Origin of the sequence: Isoptericola croceus, assembly GCF_029382255.1 — a bacterium.
In the GTDB taxonomy this organism is placed as follows: domain Bacteria; phylum Actinomycetota; class Actinomycetes; order Actinomycetales; family Cellulomonadaceae; genus Isoptericola; species Isoptericola croceus.
In genome coordinates, this window is the sequence record NZ_JARLLG010000015.1 from 1 (window position 1) to 16,329 (window position 16,329).

The following is a 16,329-nucleotide window of genomic DNA, read 5'->3' on the forward strand; positions in this document are numbered from 1 at the left end:
GTCCGCCCCTGCCCTCGCAAGCTCGCTCCGGGTCAGCCCTCGGGTCCGATGGTCGGTCCGCCCCTGCCCTCGCAAGCTCGCTCCGGGTCAGCCCTCGGGTCCGATGGTCGGTCCGCCCCTGCCCTCGCAAGCTCGCTCCGGGTCAGCCCTCGGGCCTGATGGTCGGTCCGCCCCTGCCCTCGCAAGCTCGCTCCGGGTCAGCCCTCGGGCCTGATGGTCGGTCCGCCCCTGCCCTCGCAAGCTCGCTCCGGGTCAGCCCTCGGGTCCGTCGGCGTCGGCGGACTCGAGGAGCGCCACCAGCTCGGCGTGCCGTGCGGGCGTCCCGGCGACGGTCATGAGGTCCGTCGCCGGAGCGCCGCGCAGCCCGGTCAGCGCGGCCCCGGCCTCCGTGGCGACCAGCCCGCCGGCGGCGACGTCCCACGGGTTGAGGCCGCGCTCGTAGTACAGGTCGAGCGATCCCTCGGCGAGCAGGCACAGGTCGATGGCGGCAGCACCCAGCCGGCGGATGTCCCGCACCTGGGGCAGCACGCGGGTGAGCACGCGAGCCTGGTGCGTGCGCCGCTCGACCCCGTACCCGAACCCGGTGCCCACCAACGAGGTCGCCAGGGACGTGGCCTCACGCACCCGCAGTGCGCTCCCGTCCCGGTCGGCCCCCTGCCCCCGCCCGGCGGTCCACGTGGTGCCGTCGACGACGGAGTGCACGGAGCCTGCCAGGACGGTCCAGGTCGCCGGGTCTGGCTCCCCTGCCACGACGGCCACCGACACCGCGTACGACGCGATGCCGTACAGATAGTTCACCGTGCCGTCGATCGGGTCGATCACCCACGTCAGCCCGCTGGTGCCGGCGACGTCGTCGCCCTCCTCCCCGAGGATGGCGTCATCCGGTCGCCGGGCGGCCAGCCGACGGCGCAGGAGTTCCTCCGAGGCGCGGTCCATCTCGGTCACGGGGTCCACCTCGCTCGACTTGGTCGCGGCGACCTCGACGCGGGCGGGGCGGCCACCGCGCACCATCGCCCCGGCTTCGAGGGAGAGTGATCGGGCGAGGGCGCGCAGGTCGGCGATCTCGGAGGCGGACGGAAGGCCGGGGAGCGAAGTCACTCCTCCATCTTGCCCGACTGCCGACCCCATCGGCCGGTCCACCCGCCGCCGACGTGCGGTACCACCCATCCGAGCGCGAGCGACAACAACCGGAACCCGAGGACCAGCACCACGACGCACAGCGCGGACCACCACGTCCACCAGCCAGTTTCCCAGAGCACGACGACGGTGGCCGCCCCGAGGATGGCGGGGACGGCGTAGAGCTGGCGGTCGGCGAAGATCAGCGGCACCTCTCCCACGAGCATGTCGCGCAGCACCCCGCCGCCTACCCCGGTGAGCACCCCGACCACGAGGGAGGCGAGGGGCCCGGCGCCGAGGTCCAGCGACTTGCTGGTGCCCTGGACGACGAACAGCGACAGCGCCGCGGCGTCCAGCACGACGACCGAGCGGCGCAACCGGGTCAGGCCCGGGTGCAGCACGAACGTGGCGAGGCCTGCCGCCAGCGCCGCGACGACGAGCTTCCAGCTCGAGATGCCGACCGGTGGGGTGTCTCCGATGAGCAGGTCGCGCAGGATCCCGCCGCCGAGCCCGCAGACCCAGGCCAGCACCAGCACGCCGAACAGGTCGAACCGCTTGCGCACGGCCGCCAGGCCACCGGAGACGGCCGCGACGAAGACCGCCGCGACTTCCAGCACGTTGACTCCGGCCGCCAGGTTCTCCACGCCCGCCATCCTTGCCAGCGCTCGCGCCGCGAGCAACCGAGAATCCACGGCACACCGACGCGCCTGCGCCAGACCGGCCCTCCCGGGTGGCACTCTCGAACGAGCAGGCCCGCCGCGCGGGCGGGCGTGAGGAGGAACCATGGCCGAGCTCGAGCTCGTGACGCTGCACGAGGACGCCGAGCGCCTGGTCCTGCGCGGCCCGGACGGCGTCGAGCACACCTTGACGATCACCGAGGCCCTGCGGGCCGCGGTACGCCGCGACCGGCCGCGGACGGAGGCTCTGCAGGCCGAGTCCGCCGCGACGCTGCGCCCGCGGGAGGTGCAGTCCCGGCTGCGCGCCGGCGCCACGGCGGAAGAGCTCGCCGAGGCGTCCGGCCTGCCGCTGGAGCACGTGCGCCGCTACGAGTGGCCGGTCATCACCGAGCGTGACCACGTCGTCACCCAGGTGCGCAACCACCACGTGGACCCCGAGGGCAAGATCGAGCTCGGACGGCTCGCCGACGCCCGGCTGGCCGCGCGCGGCGTCCCGGAGGGCGAGGCGACCTGGACCGCCCGCCGCGAGGGCAACGGGCCGTGGAAGGTGGAGGTCCGCTTCACCGCCGGCGAGCGCGAGCGCAACGCTCGCTGGTCGTTCGACCCCAAGGGTCGCGTCGTCGTCGCCCTGGACGACGAGGCACGCTGGCTGGGGCAGCCGGACGACCCCGTCCCTCCTGAGACGCTGGGCGTCCCGGGGGTCGTCGACCGGCGCCACCGGCCTTCGTCCCGGCCCGACGCCGCGGCCGAGGCCACAGCACTCCTCCTGGACGACCTCGCCGGACGCCGGGGTCAGCGTCCGCCGCAGCGGCCCCGGCGCGCGGAGCCCGGCCCTCAGGACCAGGAGCTCCCGCTGGATCTCGGGGCACCTGACGACGCGGACGACGGCGCGAGCGTCGTCGATCTCGGTGCGCGGCGTGACGCCCACCGCGTGGCGCAGTCGGCGGACCCGGGATCGAGCGCGGCGGCGGCGGCGGGCACGGGAGACGAGCCCCCGGACGGTGCCGAGCCCGCTGCTCCGGACGACGGCGGCCCCGAGGCCCGCCCTGCGGCCTCGGACGAGGCTCCGCCCGCGACCGACGTGCCCCCGACGGACGCGCCCACGGCCGATGCTGCGCGCGCGGCCGCATCGCCGCCGTCGGACGACGACGGCGGGCAGGACCCGGACGTGTCCCCCCGTCCTGAGCCGGCGACTGCCACACCGGCTTCTGCTCCCTCGGCCGTGCTCGGTGAGGTAGCGCCGCCGGGCAGGGGCAAGAGTGGCCGGCGGTCGCCGCGCAAGGGCCGGGCGCAGGTGCCGAGCTGGGACGAGATCGTGTTCGGCGGCGCGCGCCCCTCGCCCTGAGGCCGGATGCGTCAGCGCACGTCGAGCAGGGCGTCCGTCGACGGCGCGAGGCGGCGCGCGGTGTCCGCCGTCATGCGTCGCATGTGATGGCGGCGGCACAGCACCTCGTAGGCGATCTCACCGGCACCGGAGCTGACGTCGCCCACCACGACCTGGTCGCCCTCGACGACCATCACCCCGTCGATCGTGCGGGCGTTGTGAGTGGCGCGCGCCCCGCACCAGCACAGTGACTGCACCTGCAGCACCTCCATGCGGTCGGCGAGCTCGACCAGGCGGGCCGAACCGGGGAACAGCCGGGTGCGGAAGTCCGCGGTGATGCCGAACGCGAAGACGTCCATCTCGATCTCGTCGACGAGGCGGGCGAGCTGCTCCACCTGCAGCGGGGAGTAGAACTGCGCCTCGTCGCACACGAGGTAGTCGACCACGTGGCCGTGCTGCCGCTCGCTGGCGATGACCTGCCAGAAGTCGGTCTCCTCGGTGACCTCTCGGGCGTCGACCTCGAGCCCCAGCCGGGACGACAGCCGGGCGGCCCCAGCACGGTCGTTGCGTGTGAAGATGATGCCGTGACGGCCGCGGGCGCGGTGGTTGTGGTCGGTTTGCAGGGCCAGCGTCGACTTGCCGCTGTCCATGGTCCCGGAAAAGAAGACGAGCTCGGCCATGCCCAGATCCTGTCAGACGGCGGTGTTCAGTAGGAGACGAGCAGCGGGACGAGCATCTCGGTGGGCGTCAGCGAGCCGTGCACGCCGGGCATGCGCCGCGCGTTCTCGGAGTGCAGCCGGGAGTCGACGACGGTGGCTGTCCCCCGTGTGGCCACCAGCACGTCGCCCACGGCCGGCAGCACGTGGTCGGCCACGGGTCCGAGCCATCCGGCGTCGATCGCGGCGTCGCGCAGCACGACGACGGCGTCGTCGCCGAGGGCGCCGGCCCACCGTGTGGCGATCGCGGCCGGGTCCGCACCGGGCGCGGCGTAGACGTGGGTCATGCGGGGCTCGCCGCCGAGCAGCGCGACGTCGCGGTCGAGCTCTGGCTCGACCGCGACGTCGTGCTGGTGGGTCATGTCGGTCGTGACCTGGCCGTGGTCGGCGGTGACGAGCACGAGCGTTCCCGCCGGGACGCTCGCGACCAGGCGGCGCAGCTCGGCGTCCGTGGACTCCAGGGCGTCGCCCCACTGCCACGAGTCGGGTCCGTGCTTGTGCCCGACGGAGTCGACCTCGCTCTGGTAGAGGTACACCAGCCCGTCCTCGCGCAGGGCCCGCAGGGTGGCGTCGACGCGGTCGGCGAAGCTCTCGGCGACGACGTACCGCGGTCCGCGCAGGGCGGCCCGGGTCATGCCGGAGTCGGCGAACTTGGCCGGGCCGGGCGCCACCACACTCACCCCGGCGCCCAGCGCCTCGAAGACGGTGGGCTCGCGCTGGAGGTCGGCCGGGTCGGTGCGCAGGGGCGCGGACGTCTTGGGGCCGGGCCGGTAGGGGTCCGACTGCTCGTTCCAGGACACCATCGTGGCCAGCCCCCCGGTGGCGGGGTTGCGCTGGGTGTACCCGAGCATGCCAGTGAGGCCGGGCGAGGTACCGGTGGCGAACGTGGCGAGGGCGGTCGCCGTCGTCGACGGGAAGCTGGTGAGCAGCGAGCGCGCGTCGGGCAGGAGCCGGCGCAGGAACGGAGCGTGCCCGCCCCGCTCGGCGAGGTTGTGCATGCCCAGCCCGTCCACGAGGACGACGACGACGCGGCGCGCGCCGGGCAGGCCGAGCGCGGCCGCGCAGTCGATCGAGCGCAGGCCCGTGCTGGTGGTGACGTCGACGCCGAGTGCTCCGGCCGCGGCGGGCAGGACGGCCGCCAGGGAGTCGCTGCCGTAGGACGGCGCGACGAGGTCGTCGGGCAGCGGGACGGGCGTCATCGGGCGGTGCGTCCGCCCACCCCGGTGGCGGCCGAGAGCTCGCGGGCGAACGCGGCGGCACGGCGCACGGCGCCACGCCCCTCGGCGGCGTCGCTGACCCGTACCACGATGTCGTCGGGCGTGATCTGCCCGGTCAGGCCGTGGTCGGCCTCGCAGTTCGGGTCGGGGCACTGCGCGGGTTCCAGGTCGACGCGGGACACCGCGCCCCAGCCGATGGCCAGGGTGAGCTCGGCGGCGCTGTCGCCCGGGCGGTGGTTCGCCGGCTCGGCCACGATGTGGGTCAGCGCGACGGAGCGGACCTCGTTCAGCGGCACCGCCTCGGTGGTCGCCGCCGCGGACGAGGGGTTCGCGACGTCGCCCTCGTGGTCGTCGACGTGCGCGGTGACCAGCCGGGTAGCGGTCAGGGCGAGCACCGTCAGGTGGCGACGGATCTGGCTGTCGAACGTCGTCTCGGCCTGCACGAGGTGCGCGAGGACCGGCTCGTCGGCGAGCGCGACGTCGATGACGTCGTTGACCAGGTCCGGGTAGTACCCGGCCCGGAACACGTGGGCGGTCAGGTCGTCACGAAGGTTCTTGCGAGTGGTCGCGGAAGGCACCGGACCATCTTCCCACTCCTTGCGGCCCGACGGCACCGGCTGGGGATTGCCTTACTCATGGTCAAGGAATCATCCCGGGAGTAAGGTGTTGAGCATGCCCACAGCCACCGTCACCTCCAAGGGACAGATCACGATCCCAGCGGCCGTCCGCCGCGCCCTCGGGCTGCGTACCGGCGACCGCGTCGAGTTCGTCGCGCTACCGGACGGCCACGTGGAGATCGTGCCAGCCACGCGGTCCGTGACGTCGCTCAAGGGCTTCTTCGGCCCGCAGCCTCCGCAGGTCGTCAGCCTCGAGGAGATGGACCGGGCGATCGCGGACGCCGCTGGGCAGGCCGAGGCATGATCGGTCTCGACACAAACGTCCTGGTCCGCTACGTCGTGCGGGACGACGGAGCTCAGGCCCGGCAGGCCGACGGGCTGATCGACGCGTTGACCCCGGACGCCCCCGGATTCGTACCGTTGGTCGTCCTGGTGGAGTGCTGGTGGGTGCTCGACCGCGCCTACTCCTACCCGCTGGACCGCCGGCGCGCCTTCGTCGAGGCGCTGCTGGCCACGCAGGAGCTCCGGGTCGAGCAGGCGGACACCGTCCGCGCCGCCCTGCGCCGGACGGACGACGGTGCCGACCTCGCCGACGCCCTCATCGCCGTCGGCGCTGCCGAGGCCGGGTGCGACACCGTGATGACGTTCGACCGCCGCGCCGCACGCGTCGCCGGGATGACCCTGCTCACCTGATCCGACGTCCCGGGTGGCATCAGCCCGGCAGCGCCCGCCGCAGGGAGTCGGCGCGGCGTCCTGCGGGGCGTAGCCGGACGGTCGCGTGCAGCACCGAGGCACCCTGCTCGGCCACGGTCACCGGGTACAGCTCCAGCGCGGCGAGCTCGGGCAGGTCGTCGGCCATGACGGACACCCGGGCGAGCACGTCCTCGAGCGCGTCGACGTCGGCCGGCGGCGCTCCCCCGTACCCGTACAGCCGGGGCGCGGCCCGCACGGTGCTCACCAGGGCCGAGACGTCCACGTCCGTGAGCGGGGGGATGCCGTGCGCGACGTCGTCGAGCAGGTCGACGGCGTCACCCGCCAGCCCGAACGAGACCATCGGTCCGAACAGCGGGTCCTCGGCGCAGCGCACCACGCAGGACACACCGACCGGTGCCATGGACTGGACCTCGAAGACCGGGTCCTGGCCGCCGAGGACCGTGGCCGCGTTGTCCCGCATCCGGGACACGTCGGCCCGCAACTCGTCGGCGTCGGCGATGTCGAGCCGCACTCCCCCGAGGTCGCTGCGGTGCCGCAGGGCGGGCGAGGCGCTCTTGAGGGCGATGGGCCAGCCCAGCTCGTCCGCGGCCGCGACGGCCTCGTCCGCCGTGCTGACCTGCCGGGCGGGCCACAGCCGCAGCCCGTAGCAGGCGAGCAGCTCGGCCGCCTCGTCGGGCTCGAGGTCGCGGGCGTCGGTGCCGGCGAGCCACTGCGCCACGAGCCGGCGCGCCCGGCGCGCGTCCACGCCGTCGGGCATCACGAAGTGGCCGCGCTCCTCGGCGCGCGAACCGGCGTGCTCGACGACCTTGCCGAGCGCGACGACGGCGTCCTCCGGCGTGGAGAAGGCCGGGATGCGCACGGTGCGGCCGTCGGGGGCCTCGGCGGTGAGCTCGTCCGGCATGCCGTGCAGCCCGAGCATGGAGGCGACGGTGGTGCGCCCGGTGCGGGCGGCCGCCTCGGCCACCGCCCGGGCGATCGCCCCGGTGCGGGGCTGGACCACGGGCACGTCCACGACGACGACGGCGTCGCACGCGCCGGGTGCGTAGAGCGCGTCGACGGTCTGGGCGATCTGAGCCTCGCCGGCGTGCGGCAGCAGGAAGTCGCTGGAGGCGGCGACGGCCAGCCCGGCCGACGCCGCGGCCTCCGCGACGAGGGCCGCGAGCGCCGCCGACGACGCGAGGATCCCCACGCGTCCCCCGGCCGGGAGCGGCTGGTGTGCCAGCACCTGGGCGATGTCCATGAGCTGGTGGGTGTTGGCGGCCTGGATGACGCCGGACTGGCGCAGCAGCTCGTCGAGCAGCCGACGCGGCGCGTGCGTGGCGCGCACGGCGTGTCCCGGTGGGACCACCTGACCCGACCGGCCGGCGGTGGCCACGACGACGGGCTTGACGGCGGACAGCCGCCGGGCGATCCGGGAAAACTTGCGCGGGTTGCCGATGGACTCCAGGTAGAGGCACACGACCTCGGTGGTGTCGTCGTCCTGCCAGTACTGCATGAGGTCGTTGCCGGAGACGTCGGCGCGGTGCCCCGCCGAGACCATCGACGACACCCCGAGCCCGCGCCGTTCGAGGGTGGCCGTCAGTGTGACGGCGGCCGCGGCGGACTGGCAGAACAGCCCGACGACGCCGGCCCGCGGCGGGTGTAGCGCGAGGCTGGCACGCAGGGCGGCGCCCGGCGTGGTGGTGAGCACCCCGTAGGAGACGGGCCCGACGACGCGCATCCCGGCGGCGTGCGCGACGCGCAGCAGGTCGCGGCGCCGTTCCACGCCGTCGGTGCCGGCCTCGGCGTACCCGCCGGACAGCACGACGACCCCGCGCGCGCCGGTGGTGGCGAGCCGTCGCACGGTCTCGACGGCGTCGTCCGGCACGACGGCCAGCAGGGCGAGGTCGACCTGCCCGACGGCGTCCCACCCGGGTGCATGCTCCACGCCGTCGGGCACGTCGCCGGGCGGGTCGAGGACGACGAGCTCGGTGTCACCGGGGTCGTTGCGCTGGGCGTCCAGGACGCGGCGGGCGAGCAGCGCCTCCGGGGCGCCGCCGTCGTCCCCTTGCTCCCCTCGGCCCGGCCCGACCAGGAGGACGCGGCGCGCGGAGAGCAGGCTCGCCATGGAGCGCGCCTCGGCGCGGTGCTCGCGGTCCGCCATGACCGCACGGGAGCGGTCGGTGGGATCGAGGTCGATGCCGACGGAGACGATGCCGTCGTCCAGGTGTTGGCTGATCTCGTAGCCCGCGTCGCGGAAGACGCCGAGCATCGAGCCGTTCTGCGGGAGCACCTCGGCGGTGAAGCGGCGCACGCCGCGCTCGCGCGCGGCCGCGGCGACGTGCTCGAGCAGCACGGAGGCCAGCCCCTTGCCCTGCACGGAGTCGGCGATGTTGAACGCGACCTCTGCCTCGCCGTCGGTGATGACGTCGAAGCGGGCGACGCCGAGGACGTCCTCGCGCTCGGTGCCCTCCTCGTCGTGGCCGGGCCGGACCGCCACCAGCGCGACCCTGGCCTGATGGTCGAGGTTGACCAGGCGGGCGAGCTCACGGTCCGTCAGCCGCTTGATCGGCGCAAAGAACCGGAAGTACGCGGACCGCTCCGACTGCCCCTCCTGGAACCGCTGGATCGCGTCGGCGTCGTCGGGCCGGATCGGGCGCACGTGCATCGTGGTGCCGTCACGCAGCACGACATCGGCCTCCCACTCGACGGGGTAGGGGGCGGGGCGCTGATCCTCCATCCGAGCAGGCTATCCGCTGCGTCCGGGACGCACGGGCGTCTGTGCTGTGCTCCCTGCCTCCGGGGTGTGCGTAGCAGTGGGGGTAGCATCATGAGTATGAAGGTGAGTGTGAGCCTCAGGGAGCAGGACCTGCGCTACCTGGATGCCTACGCCGAGCGGGAGGGGCTGCCGTCACGCTCGGCCACGATCCATGCCGCGATCAAGGCGTTGCAGGCCCGCGACCTCGAGGCGGAGTACGCCGAAGCGATCGAGGAGTGGGCGGACTCGGACGATGCGGAGGCGTGGGACCGGACCGTCGGCGACGGGCTGGACAGCGATGCGTCGCGGTGAGATCTGGCTCGCTGACCTCGACCCGTCGCGGGGCTCCGAGTCCAACAAGGTCCGGCCGGTCGTCATCGTGTCCAACGACGCGCACAACAGGGTAGCGCGGCGGCTCGGACGCGGCGTCCTCACGGTCGTGCCGTTGACGAGCAGTACTCGCCGGGTGCTGACATTTCAGGTGTTGATCGAACGAGAGTCGTCCGGACTACCGCGAGACTCCAAGGCGCAGGCAGAGCAGGTTCGGGCGCTGGACGTCTCACGACTGGTCGAACGTGCGGGTTGCCTCACACGCGAACAGCTCGCGGCCGTCGATGACGCGCTGATGCTGCATCTCGACCTGAACTGACCGCGGCGGGTCAGCGACGCCGCCCTAGCAGGTACCAGCACGGAGACGTGGTCCTCATCGGCCAGTGCAGGCCCGCGGTGTCCGCCGCGTCGACGGAGAGCACCTCTCACCCAGGGAAGGCCTCGACGACCTCGCCGGCCGACACCCCGCCGATCTGCGACCGCCACCGAGTCACGCCGAAGGCCAGGATCAGTACCACCGCGCCCTCGCGAGCCGAGGCCGTCACCCCGTGCCCCATCGCCGCCCTCTGGTCCGCGTCGAGCCCTTGGAAGCACCCGATGTCCAGGAAGAGGTCGAAGGCCCCCAGGTCGGCAGCGCCGAGCGCCGTGACGTCAGCGACCGCGAACTCCGCGATGCCGGCCCGGTCGCGTCGCCGCGCCTCCTCGACCGCCCGGGGCACCAGATCGACCCCGACCGCCTGCCAGCCTCGCCGCGCCAGCTCGAGCGTGTACAAGCCACGCCCACAGCCCAGGTCCAGCGCCCGGCCGCGGGCGCCAGAGCGGGACCCCTCCACCGCGTCGAGGTGCGCATCGATGCTCGTCGCAGCCGCCCGCGGGTACTTCTCCCACGGGCGTATCCCCCACCGGTACATCCACTCGTAACGAGCCACCTACGACCTCCTGCCCGCCGACACCATCATGCCGCGGTCAGACGTGCCCGCAGGTTCGCCCTCGGGCCGAAGAACCGGACATGGCCCGCACGTCACGCCACCGCACCGGAGAACTCACAGGTGTTCGGCAGGTCCGGCCCAGGTGGCCGGCGCACGGTGAACGCAACGGCACGGCACGGGGCTGGGCCGGTGAGGAGGAGGATCATGCGCAGGTGGATCGCACGTGCGGTGGCCATGGCCGGAGCCTTCGGGCTGGTGTCGTTCGGGGCGGGGACGGCGTCCGCCGCGGTGACCACGCAGGAAAGTGCGCGGACGGTCGTCGCGGAGGACGGCCGCGACGTGACGCTGGGCGACTTGGTGCGACTCGATGCTCTCGACTCGTGGGACCTCGCGGGCGCCTCGGGTGCCATCGGGGGCGGCGAGGTGCCAGGCGAGATCATCGACCTGTCCGCCGCCGCTGCGGCTCTCGGGGTGTCGCCCGCCGAGCTCGACGTCGCGCTGCAGCGCGAGGGGGCCACACTCGCCGGCGTGGCCGCCCGGCACGGAGTGGGGTCGCAGGAGCTGGTGGACGCCTTGGTCGCGGATGCCGCCCGGCGGCTCGACGCCGCGGTGCTGACCGGCGGGGTGGACCCCGTCGACGCGGCGGAGCGTCGCAGCGCCCTGGAGGACGTCGTGCGGGACGCCGTCGAGGCCGACCGGTCGGTGCAGGCGGCGTAGCCGGCGGTCACGGGGGACATGCGGAGAACTCAGTCGCCAGTGGCCCTCTCCGTAGCGTCCCCCTCGTCCGCCCGCAGTTTGCGTCGGCCAGGCGTGCCTCGCGAGGCGGGATCAACAAGGAGCCCTGGCCAAGCGAACTCCTGCTCGATCCAGCCCCAGAAGATGAGAACCGCGATGGCCGCACCGGGAACCACCCAGATCCACGGACCGTAGTCCGCATAGCGCGCGCCCAGTAGCCCCATGACGATCAGCCAAAGTCCACCAATCACGAGCACCAGCGAGTACTGAAATCGCGCCCTCATCTCCACACGCGCGCTCAGAGAGTCACCGTTGTGCATGGCAATATGCCATTCGGTCACAGGGTCGCGACCCATGCCAAAAAGTCGACATATCGATCGAACAAGATGCGTTCCGAAGAAGCTTGCAGCAAACATTCCTGCGGCAATGCTTGTGGCCCTTAAGCCCATGCTTGGCGCGAAGCCAGCAACTTCCGTCACCAATTCAACCAACCCTTTCCTGCCAGGCGGCCACTGACCTCCCTGATAGTGCGCTCACCGCGTTACCTCCACATCAGGCGCCGGCTACCCCTCTTCTGGCGATGAGCCCCTAGTAGGTGTCCTCACCAGGCCGGATGAGGTGATCGGCGCGACGACATGCAGGTTCGCAGGGTTTGGCAGCAGCGGGACCCCCGGACCAGAAGATAGTCGCCAAACACACATACCGGACGCCTGGCCCCTGCTTCATCACTTACGCGCCACCCTCGACGTACCTGCTCACACCCTGCACCGTTGCTCTAGGCAATCGGCGTGCTCGCGCGCCGCGCCGCGAGCTGCATCACATCTCTGGCCTTGATAGCCGTTGAGCAAAGTTTACGAGAACTATCGCGCGTCACCGAACAAGCCTACTGCTGTCTGAACTAGACCTATCAGTAGCGCTCCACCACCGACAATCATCATTCTTCTTGGCATGTCGAGCCCAAACGCGGGGTAATTCATGTTCCGGAACGCTTCTTCAGGAAGGTCTTTCCTGGCGACTCGCTCAAACCACTGACCGACCTGCTTATGAAAGGCCATCAATAGAATGCCGGTCAGCGTTGCAGCGACCCCCACTAGAACCAACCCGACAGTCATTCAGATCCTGCCTCCTAGATCCCCTAGCACATCCCTCGCCCCGCATCGGCGCCGTGACCGGTGACCGCCTCGAGCTTGCCCTCAGCATCCCAGCCCGGCTCCTGCGCAGCCCTTCCGGGCCTGGGCGTCGTCGTGGTGTTGCCCGCCTCGTCATGCCTATACATGGCCACGTGCTGGCACCCCCCCCAGACGCTCATCGATACCCACGGCCGCGATCGCATGCGTACCACCCTGCCCCGCGCGCATACTCCGCAGCGATCCCCTGCGCATCCCGCTCCGTCACACCCGTCCGATTACCCAGCTCATCGAACGCGTACGAGTTCCAGTACGCACCCGGACCCCCGAGCGTCACCGAACCAGTCGGCGCATCACCACACGCAGCCACCGACGGCGTCCGCGCCTCCGTCAAACGACGCAACCCGTCATACGCAAAACACTGCGCATCAACGATGCGACCCCCAGGACGACGCATCTACGAGACCACACCGTCGATTGCAATGGAACCCAATCCAATGAGAATGAACCCGACCCCGACCATCGCAGTCGTTCGGCGCATGTCAATGCTGAGAGGCGCCTTCTTCACCGACTCTTCCAATGGGCGAGGCAAGCATCGATCCGAAGGCCAAGCCAATATTCTACTGATTGCACGGCGAAACACCAAACAAGCAAGACCCAACAAGACCATTGCAGAACTGGCGACCAGTACTGTTGTGCTCATATTGCAAACCTACCTCTAGCCCTGAGTCACCCGGTCGTCATCCGCAAGAATCGTGCGGGTTCGCGTCTTGACCATATCCGACTTCAGCATTTCGGATCCTCGCGGCCGGACATCGCGGAACCGTGATTGCACCTTCGCACACGGATCCCGATTGATGGCATCTCGGGGCCCGAGGGCGCAAGGATGCACCCGCTCAGCGACAGAACTGCGATTCTGGTGGCCCGCCCAGATCCCGGTGAGGCTCACGAGGACGGCTGGGCCAGAAAAGGCTCAGTGATATGCACCACCCACTCTCGCCGGGGAGAACGACAGCGGCATGGCGTGGCAACTGCCGAATCCTTCCTGTTTCATGAATGCACTAAGTGCAACCATAAGACGTCTAGTGCTACTCAAGCACGTAGGCGGCCACGAGCATTGCTACTGCACCACCAAAGAAGAGAATGAGTACATTTCGCTTCATTCTGCCCAACTCACCAGCAGTCGGGCCTTCCGTGGGTTCCTCTTCGCCATCAGAAACTTGGGCCTTGTCGGCCTGGACTTCACTAGCCTCTTCGTGAGGTTCTTCCTGATCATAGAATGCGATGAGCGTCGGGTTCAGCCGCGAGCCAATCAGTATCGACAGATTCAGCCAGGACCCTAGCAGCCACCCAATGTCGGGATGATCCTCCAATAGATGGAAACGAAGAGCGCCGAGCTGCGCAAGCGGCACCAGCGTCAGAAACATCCAGATGCGCTCACGATGAGGATCCCCACGCGGTGGCCAAGCAGCGATGACCAACAAAGCCACGAATGTTAGGGCATAGAACCATGGCGTATTGAAGAACACTAGTCGGCGCCTAGCTTGTAGCTTGCGCCATTGACGAGCGCGTTAGATTTCGTGTGCAGAATGGTTCAACACGCCTTTCCGTCGTCGCCCCGGGATGCCTCCGAAGCCCGCACCAGCGCACCATTGACCTTACCAGTATTCCCCACAGTATTGCTGCACGTTTGCGCCGCGCGACCGACAATGGCTAGTGCTTCCTACCGCAGCCTTGCTCGCTACACTCACTTGGCGGTGCCCCTCACTAGCTTAGAGCAGCATTTTGGCTCCGGCATGAACTGACAGGAGGATTCCAACGCCAAGCGCAAGACATCCAACACGGTGAACCTCACGTAGGTCCAGCATGAGATCGGCGTCCGCGTTCCGCATCTTCCGTGACGAGATCCAGACCTCACCAGTTCCGACTGCGATAAGACAGAGGCCAAATATCGCTGGCATCCGTAAGTCCGTTGCTCCAAGGGGAGCAAATCCCGCGATGAGACTGAAGAGCGCGCCCAACCCTCCACCCAATAGCCCGGTGAATGTAATAGCCTCAGCGGCAACTCCCCGGATGACACGAAATCCCACCAGTCGCGCCAGTCGGAGCCCCCTCAATGCAAGCGTGAACGATATAACTGCCAACGACAGGCCGAACAGCATTGATCCAAACCGCAGGAGTTCCACTTTACTGGATCCAATTCGCGTCAGTCGTCGCCATATATCCTGCGCCGAGGTGCCCGCTGAATCGACTTACACTCGTTCCAGCCCGGTGGTTCAGTGCCTTTTCCCAGGTCAGGTTGATCTTCTGGTCTGGATCCCTTACTCTGCGGGCATAGTCCGAGAGAGGGCCGTGCCTCCCTTGGCGCATTATCTGCGTACGACTAATCTCTCTTGCGCCCGGAATTCGCCCAACAGTAAGGTCGATCGCAAAGTTGCCCGCCGCTTGGCCGACCGTCTGATCGCCTCGATAGGCAAGAGTCGCATTGGTTGCAGCTGAAGCACCCAGGGCAACCGCGCCCGCTACAAAGCACGCGCCAGCTGTCGCGACGATACAAGCACCAGCTGCCGCTACGCCTGCAACTGTCCCTGCGATCTTCAGACCCTTGGCAAACTCTTCGGATTTGAGAAAATCATCGGTTGCTTCTAGTGCACCCACGGTCCATTCTTTCGCCTTGGCTAGCCTCTCCTTGAGCGAGGGCTTCTTGGGCGGACTTGGTGTGACCGCGGGTGGTGGTGACGCTGGCGTGACGGTCGGTGGCTTGCCTCCGCCCGAGGCTCCTCCGCTCCCGCCATTGCCACCACTTGAACCTCCGGTGGTCTCCGGCGGCGCTGGCGGCTTGGGAAGTCCAAACATGATCGGATTCACAGGCTTTATCACGAATAGGCCAGTAGGGTCGTCCCAGGTGACCGGGTTGTTGTTCGCGTACGCGTAGCCGTGCCACTGCTGAGGGTCGGTCAGGTCCATGATCGGGTCGACGGAGATGAACCGGCCGAGGAGCTGGTCGTAGTAGCGGGCACCGACCTGCGTCAGCCCCGTGCTCTCGTCGACCACCTTGTTCATCAACCCACGACCCGCCGGCGGCGCCCCACCGCCACGGAGGTTGCCGAACGGATCCGTCAACGTCTTGACCAGCTGGCGAGTGGTGTTGTGCACCCGAGCCAACACCGTGCCGTGATGACCAGTCACCAACGACTCCACACCACCCAGACCACCCTCGGTACGAAGAGCGACCGTCACACCAGCGAACGAGTAGAACCGCGTCGCCTCCACCGTCCCGCCCGTGGTGACCGTCGCCTCCTGCCCACCCGGCAGATACACCGTGGTCTCACCGCCCTCGGTGCGCACCACCCGGTCACCGTCAGCGGTGTAGACGAACTCCGCAGCGGTGCCGTCACCCGTGACTGCTTCGAGCCTGCCCTCGCCGTCCCACGCCAGCGACTGAGCACCGCCGTCCGGGCCCGGGCGCGTCGTGGTGTTCCCCGCCTCGTCATAGTCGTACGACCACGTGCTGGCACCCCCGAGACGTTCGGTCACGTCCACGGCCGCCGCGACCGCATGCGGCCCAAGCCGCCATCCCGGCAACCGCCGTCATCACAAACGCCGACGCGAGGCCAGGCTCAACGCTGGATAAGGGGCTCATCCGCGCACACCTACCGACACCCCGACAAAACACATGTCAATCACCACGCCCTTTTCTCCAACGAGCGGCTTCTCGACAACCGGGCTGAGATCGCATTCGCTTCGGAACCATAAACTTCGGCAGATTGAAATTGATAATCATCCACTCAATCAGTAATCCAGCGAGCAACAGCCCTCCCCCTCCGACGCCGGCGATAACTAGAGCCAACTCGTACTCAGACGACACACCTTGATGATTTCCCAGAGCGCCCGTCAGGCTCGCAATCGTGAGGCCCCAGACCGAAATGCATATCCCAATGGATCCCCGCAGGATCCCAGCTCTTTTATCGTCATCACCCGAAAAGGCCTCGCTGGCTTCCTGCAGAATATGAACGATCCGCTGGTTTCCTCGCCAGAACATTGCGATGAGCCAGGTGAGAACTATGCTCATCACGAGCAATAATAGCGC

The 16,329-nt window shown here is 69.6% G+C and carries 17 protein-coding genes; 6 read left to right on the forward strand and 11 right to left on the reverse strand.

Annotated features, from left to right (window positions below; genetic code table 11):
* Positions 1–252 precede the first annotated feature (252 nt).
* Positions 253–1,128 carry an inositol monophosphatase family protein gene (locus PZC42_RS20180; RefSeq protein ID WP_438802978.1) on the reverse strand — a complete coding sequence of 292 codons (876 nt, stop codon included), beginning with the start codon at positions 1,126–1,128 and terminating at the stop codon, positions 253–255.
* Positions 1,095–1,760, reverse strand: a complete 666-nt coding sequence (locus PZC42_RS20185; protein WP_277213792.1) for a trimeric intracellular cation channel family protein — start codon at positions 1,758–1,760, stop codon at positions 1,095–1,097. Before PZC42_RS20185 ends, PZC42_RS20180 begins: the two co-directional genes overlap by 34 nt.
* Before the next feature lie 139 nt (positions 1,761–1,899).
* Between PZC42_RS20185 and sepH the strand changes: the two genes are divergently transcribed.
* Positions 1,900–3,138, forward strand: a complete 1,239-nt coding sequence (gene sepH, locus PZC42_RS20190) for a septation protein SepH (protein WP_277213794.1) — start codon at positions 1,900–1,902, stop codon at positions 3,136–3,138.
* Positions 3,139–3,149: 11 nt separating this feature from the next.
* Here the strand turns inward: sepH and PZC42_RS20195 are convergent, their stop codons facing one another.
* Genes PZC42_RS20195 through PZC42_RS20205 form a run of 3 tightly spaced genes read right to left on the reverse strand, consistent with a single transcriptional unit; the run spans position 3,150 to position 5,628 of the window.
* Positions 3,150–3,797, reverse strand: a complete 648-nt coding sequence (locus PZC42_RS20195; protein ID WP_277213796.1) for a thymidine kinase — start codon at positions 3,795–3,797, stop codon at positions 3,150–3,152.
* 26 nt (positions 3,798–3,823) lie between these two features.
* Positions 3,824–5,032: an alkaline phosphatase family protein gene (locus tag PZC42_RS20200; protein WP_277213798.1), complete on the reverse strand. Its 1,209-nt coding sequence runs from the start codon at positions 5,030–5,032 to the stop codon at positions 3,824–3,826.
* Complete coding sequence (locus tag PZC42_RS20205; protein WP_277213799.1) at positions 5,029–5,628, reverse strand: DUF5998 family protein; 600 nt, start codon at positions 5,626–5,628, stop codon at positions 5,029–5,031. Before PZC42_RS20205 ends, PZC42_RS20200 begins: the two co-directional genes overlap by 4 nt.
* 94 nt (positions 5,629–5,722) lie before the next feature.
* Here PZC42_RS20205 and PZC42_RS20210 point away from each other — a divergent pair, with 94 nt between their 5' ends.
* Positions 5,723–5,971 (forward strand): AbrB/MazE/SpoVT family DNA-binding domain-containing protein, encoded by a 249-nt coding sequence (locus PZC42_RS20210; protein WP_277213801.1) that lies wholly within the window; start codon positions 5,723–5,725, stop codon positions 5,969–5,971.
* Positions 5,968–6,360 (forward strand): type II toxin-antitoxin system VapC family toxin, encoded by a 393-nt coding sequence (locus PZC42_RS20215; protein WP_277213803.1) that lies wholly within the window; start codon positions 5,968–5,970, stop codon positions 6,358–6,360. The genes PZC42_RS20210 and PZC42_RS20215 overlap by 4 nt, the downstream gene beginning before the upstream one ends.
* Positions 6,361–6,379: 19 nt before the next feature.
* Here the strand turns inward: PZC42_RS20215 and PZC42_RS20220 are convergent, their stop codons facing one another.
* Positions 6,380–9,100, reverse strand: coding sequence for a GNAT family N-acetyltransferase (locus tag PZC42_RS20220; RefSeq protein WP_277213805.1), 2,721 nt, complete (start codon positions 9,098–9,100; stop codon positions 6,380–6,382).
* Between the two features lie 96 nt (positions 9,101–9,196).
* On the opposite strand from PZC42_RS20220, the gene PZC42_RS20225 reads away from it, so the two are divergent.
* Together PZC42_RS20225 and PZC42_RS20230 are read left to right on the forward strand one after the other, a co-directional pair.
* Positions 9,197–9,430, forward strand: coding sequence for a DUF8778 family protein (locus tag PZC42_RS20225; protein WP_306575908.1), 234 nt, complete (start codon positions 9,197–9,199; stop codon positions 9,428–9,430).
* On the forward strand, positions 9,417–9,767 hold the full coding sequence (locus PZC42_RS20230; protein ID WP_277213809.1) for a type II toxin-antitoxin system PemK/MazF family toxin: 351 nt from the start codon (positions 9,417–9,419) through the stop codon (positions 9,765–9,767). The genes PZC42_RS20225 and PZC42_RS20230 overlap by 14 nt, the downstream gene beginning before the upstream one ends.
* 106 nt (positions 9,768–9,873) lie before the next feature.
* On the opposite strand, the gene PZC42_RS20235 is transcribed toward PZC42_RS20230, so the two are convergent.
* A complete protein-coding gene (locus PZC42_RS20235; RefSeq protein WP_277213810.1) occupies positions 9,874–10,377 on the reverse strand; it encodes a class I SAM-dependent methyltransferase in 504 nt (167 codons plus the stop codon).
* Between the two features lie 204 nt (positions 10,378–10,581).
* Here PZC42_RS20235 and PZC42_RS20240 point away from each other — a divergent pair, with 204 nt between their 5' ends.
* On the forward strand, positions 10,582–11,094 hold the full coding sequence (locus PZC42_RS20240) for a hypothetical protein (protein WP_277213812.1): 513 nt from the start codon (positions 10,582–10,584) through the stop codon (positions 11,092–11,094).
* 29 nt (positions 11,095–11,123) lie between these two features.
* Here PZC42_RS20240 and PZC42_RS20245 read toward each other — a convergent pair whose 3' ends face one another.
* From PZC42_RS20245 to PZC42_RS20260, 4 genes are all read right to left on the reverse strand, one after another.
* Positions 11,124–11,468, reverse strand: a complete 345-nt coding sequence (locus PZC42_RS20245; protein ID WP_277213814.1) for a hypothetical protein — start codon at positions 11,466–11,468, stop codon at positions 11,124–11,126.
* A gap of 1,859 nt (positions 11,469–13,327) precedes the next feature.
* Positions 13,328–13,768, reverse strand: coding sequence for a hypothetical protein (locus PZC42_RS20250; protein ID WP_277213815.1), 441 nt, complete (start codon positions 13,766–13,768; stop codon positions 13,328–13,330).
* A gap of 658 nt (positions 13,769–14,426) precedes the next feature.
* Complete coding sequence (locus tag PZC42_RS20255; RefSeq protein ID WP_277213817.1) at positions 14,427–15,782, reverse strand: RHS repeat-associated core domain-containing protein; 1,356 nt, start codon at positions 15,780–15,782, stop codon at positions 14,427–14,429.
* A gap of 136 nt (positions 15,783–15,918) precedes the next feature.
* Positions 15,919–16,311 (reverse strand): hypothetical protein, encoded by a 393-nt coding sequence (locus PZC42_RS20260; RefSeq protein WP_277213819.1) that lies wholly within the window; start codon positions 16,309–16,311, stop codon positions 15,919–15,921.
* Positions 16,312–16,329: the final 18 nt, after the last annotated feature.

Bases quoted from the DNA above. Each gene is read 5' to 3' on its own strand.
- PZC42_RS20180 (WP_438802978.1), bottom strand. From the start codon at position 1,128: ATGGGGTCGGCAGTCGGGCAAGATGGAGGAGTGACTTCGCTCCCCGGC.
- PZC42_RS20260 (WP_277213819.1), bottom strand. From the start codon at position 16,311: ATGAGCATAGTTCTCACCTGGCTCATCGCAATGTTCTGGCGAGGAAAC.
- PZC42_RS20195 (WP_277213796.1), bottom strand. From the start codon at position 3,797: ATGGCCGAGCTCGTCTTCTTTTCCGGGACCATGGACAGCGGCAAGTCG.
- sepH (WP_277213794.1), top strand. From the start codon at position 1,900: ATGGCCGAGCTCGAGCTCGTGACGCTGCACGAGGACGCCGAGCGCCTG.
- PZC42_RS20245 (WP_277213814.1), bottom strand. From the start codon at position 11,468: ATGGGTCGCGACCCTGTGACCGAATGGCATATTGCCATGCACAACGGT.
- PZC42_RS20215 (WP_277213803.1), top strand. From the start codon at position 5,968: ATGATCGGTCTCGACACAAACGTCCTGGTCCGCTACGTCGTGCGGGAC.
- PZC42_RS20225 (WP_306575908.1), top strand. From the start codon at position 9,197: ATGAAGGTGAGTGTGAGCCTCAGGGAGCAGGACCTGCGCTACCTGGAT.
- PZC42_RS20230 (WP_277213809.1), top strand. From the start codon at position 9,417: ATGCGTCGCGGTGAGATCTGGCTCGCTGACCTCGACCCGTCGCGGGGC.
- PZC42_RS20210 (WP_277213801.1), top strand. From the start codon at position 5,723: ATGCCCACAGCCACCGTCACCTCCAAGGGACAGATCACGATCCCAGCG.
- PZC42_RS20220 (WP_277213805.1), bottom strand. From the start codon at position 9,100: ATGGAGGATCAGCGCCCCGCCCCCTACCCCGTCGAGTGGGAGGCCGAT.
- PZC42_RS20240 (WP_277213812.1), top strand. From the start codon at position 10,582: ATGCGCAGGTGGATCGCACGTGCGGTGGCCATGGCCGGAGCCTTCGGG.
- PZC42_RS20200 (WP_277213798.1), bottom strand. From the start codon at position 5,032: ATGACGCCCGTCCCGCTGCCCGACGACCTCGTCGCGCCGTCCTACGGC.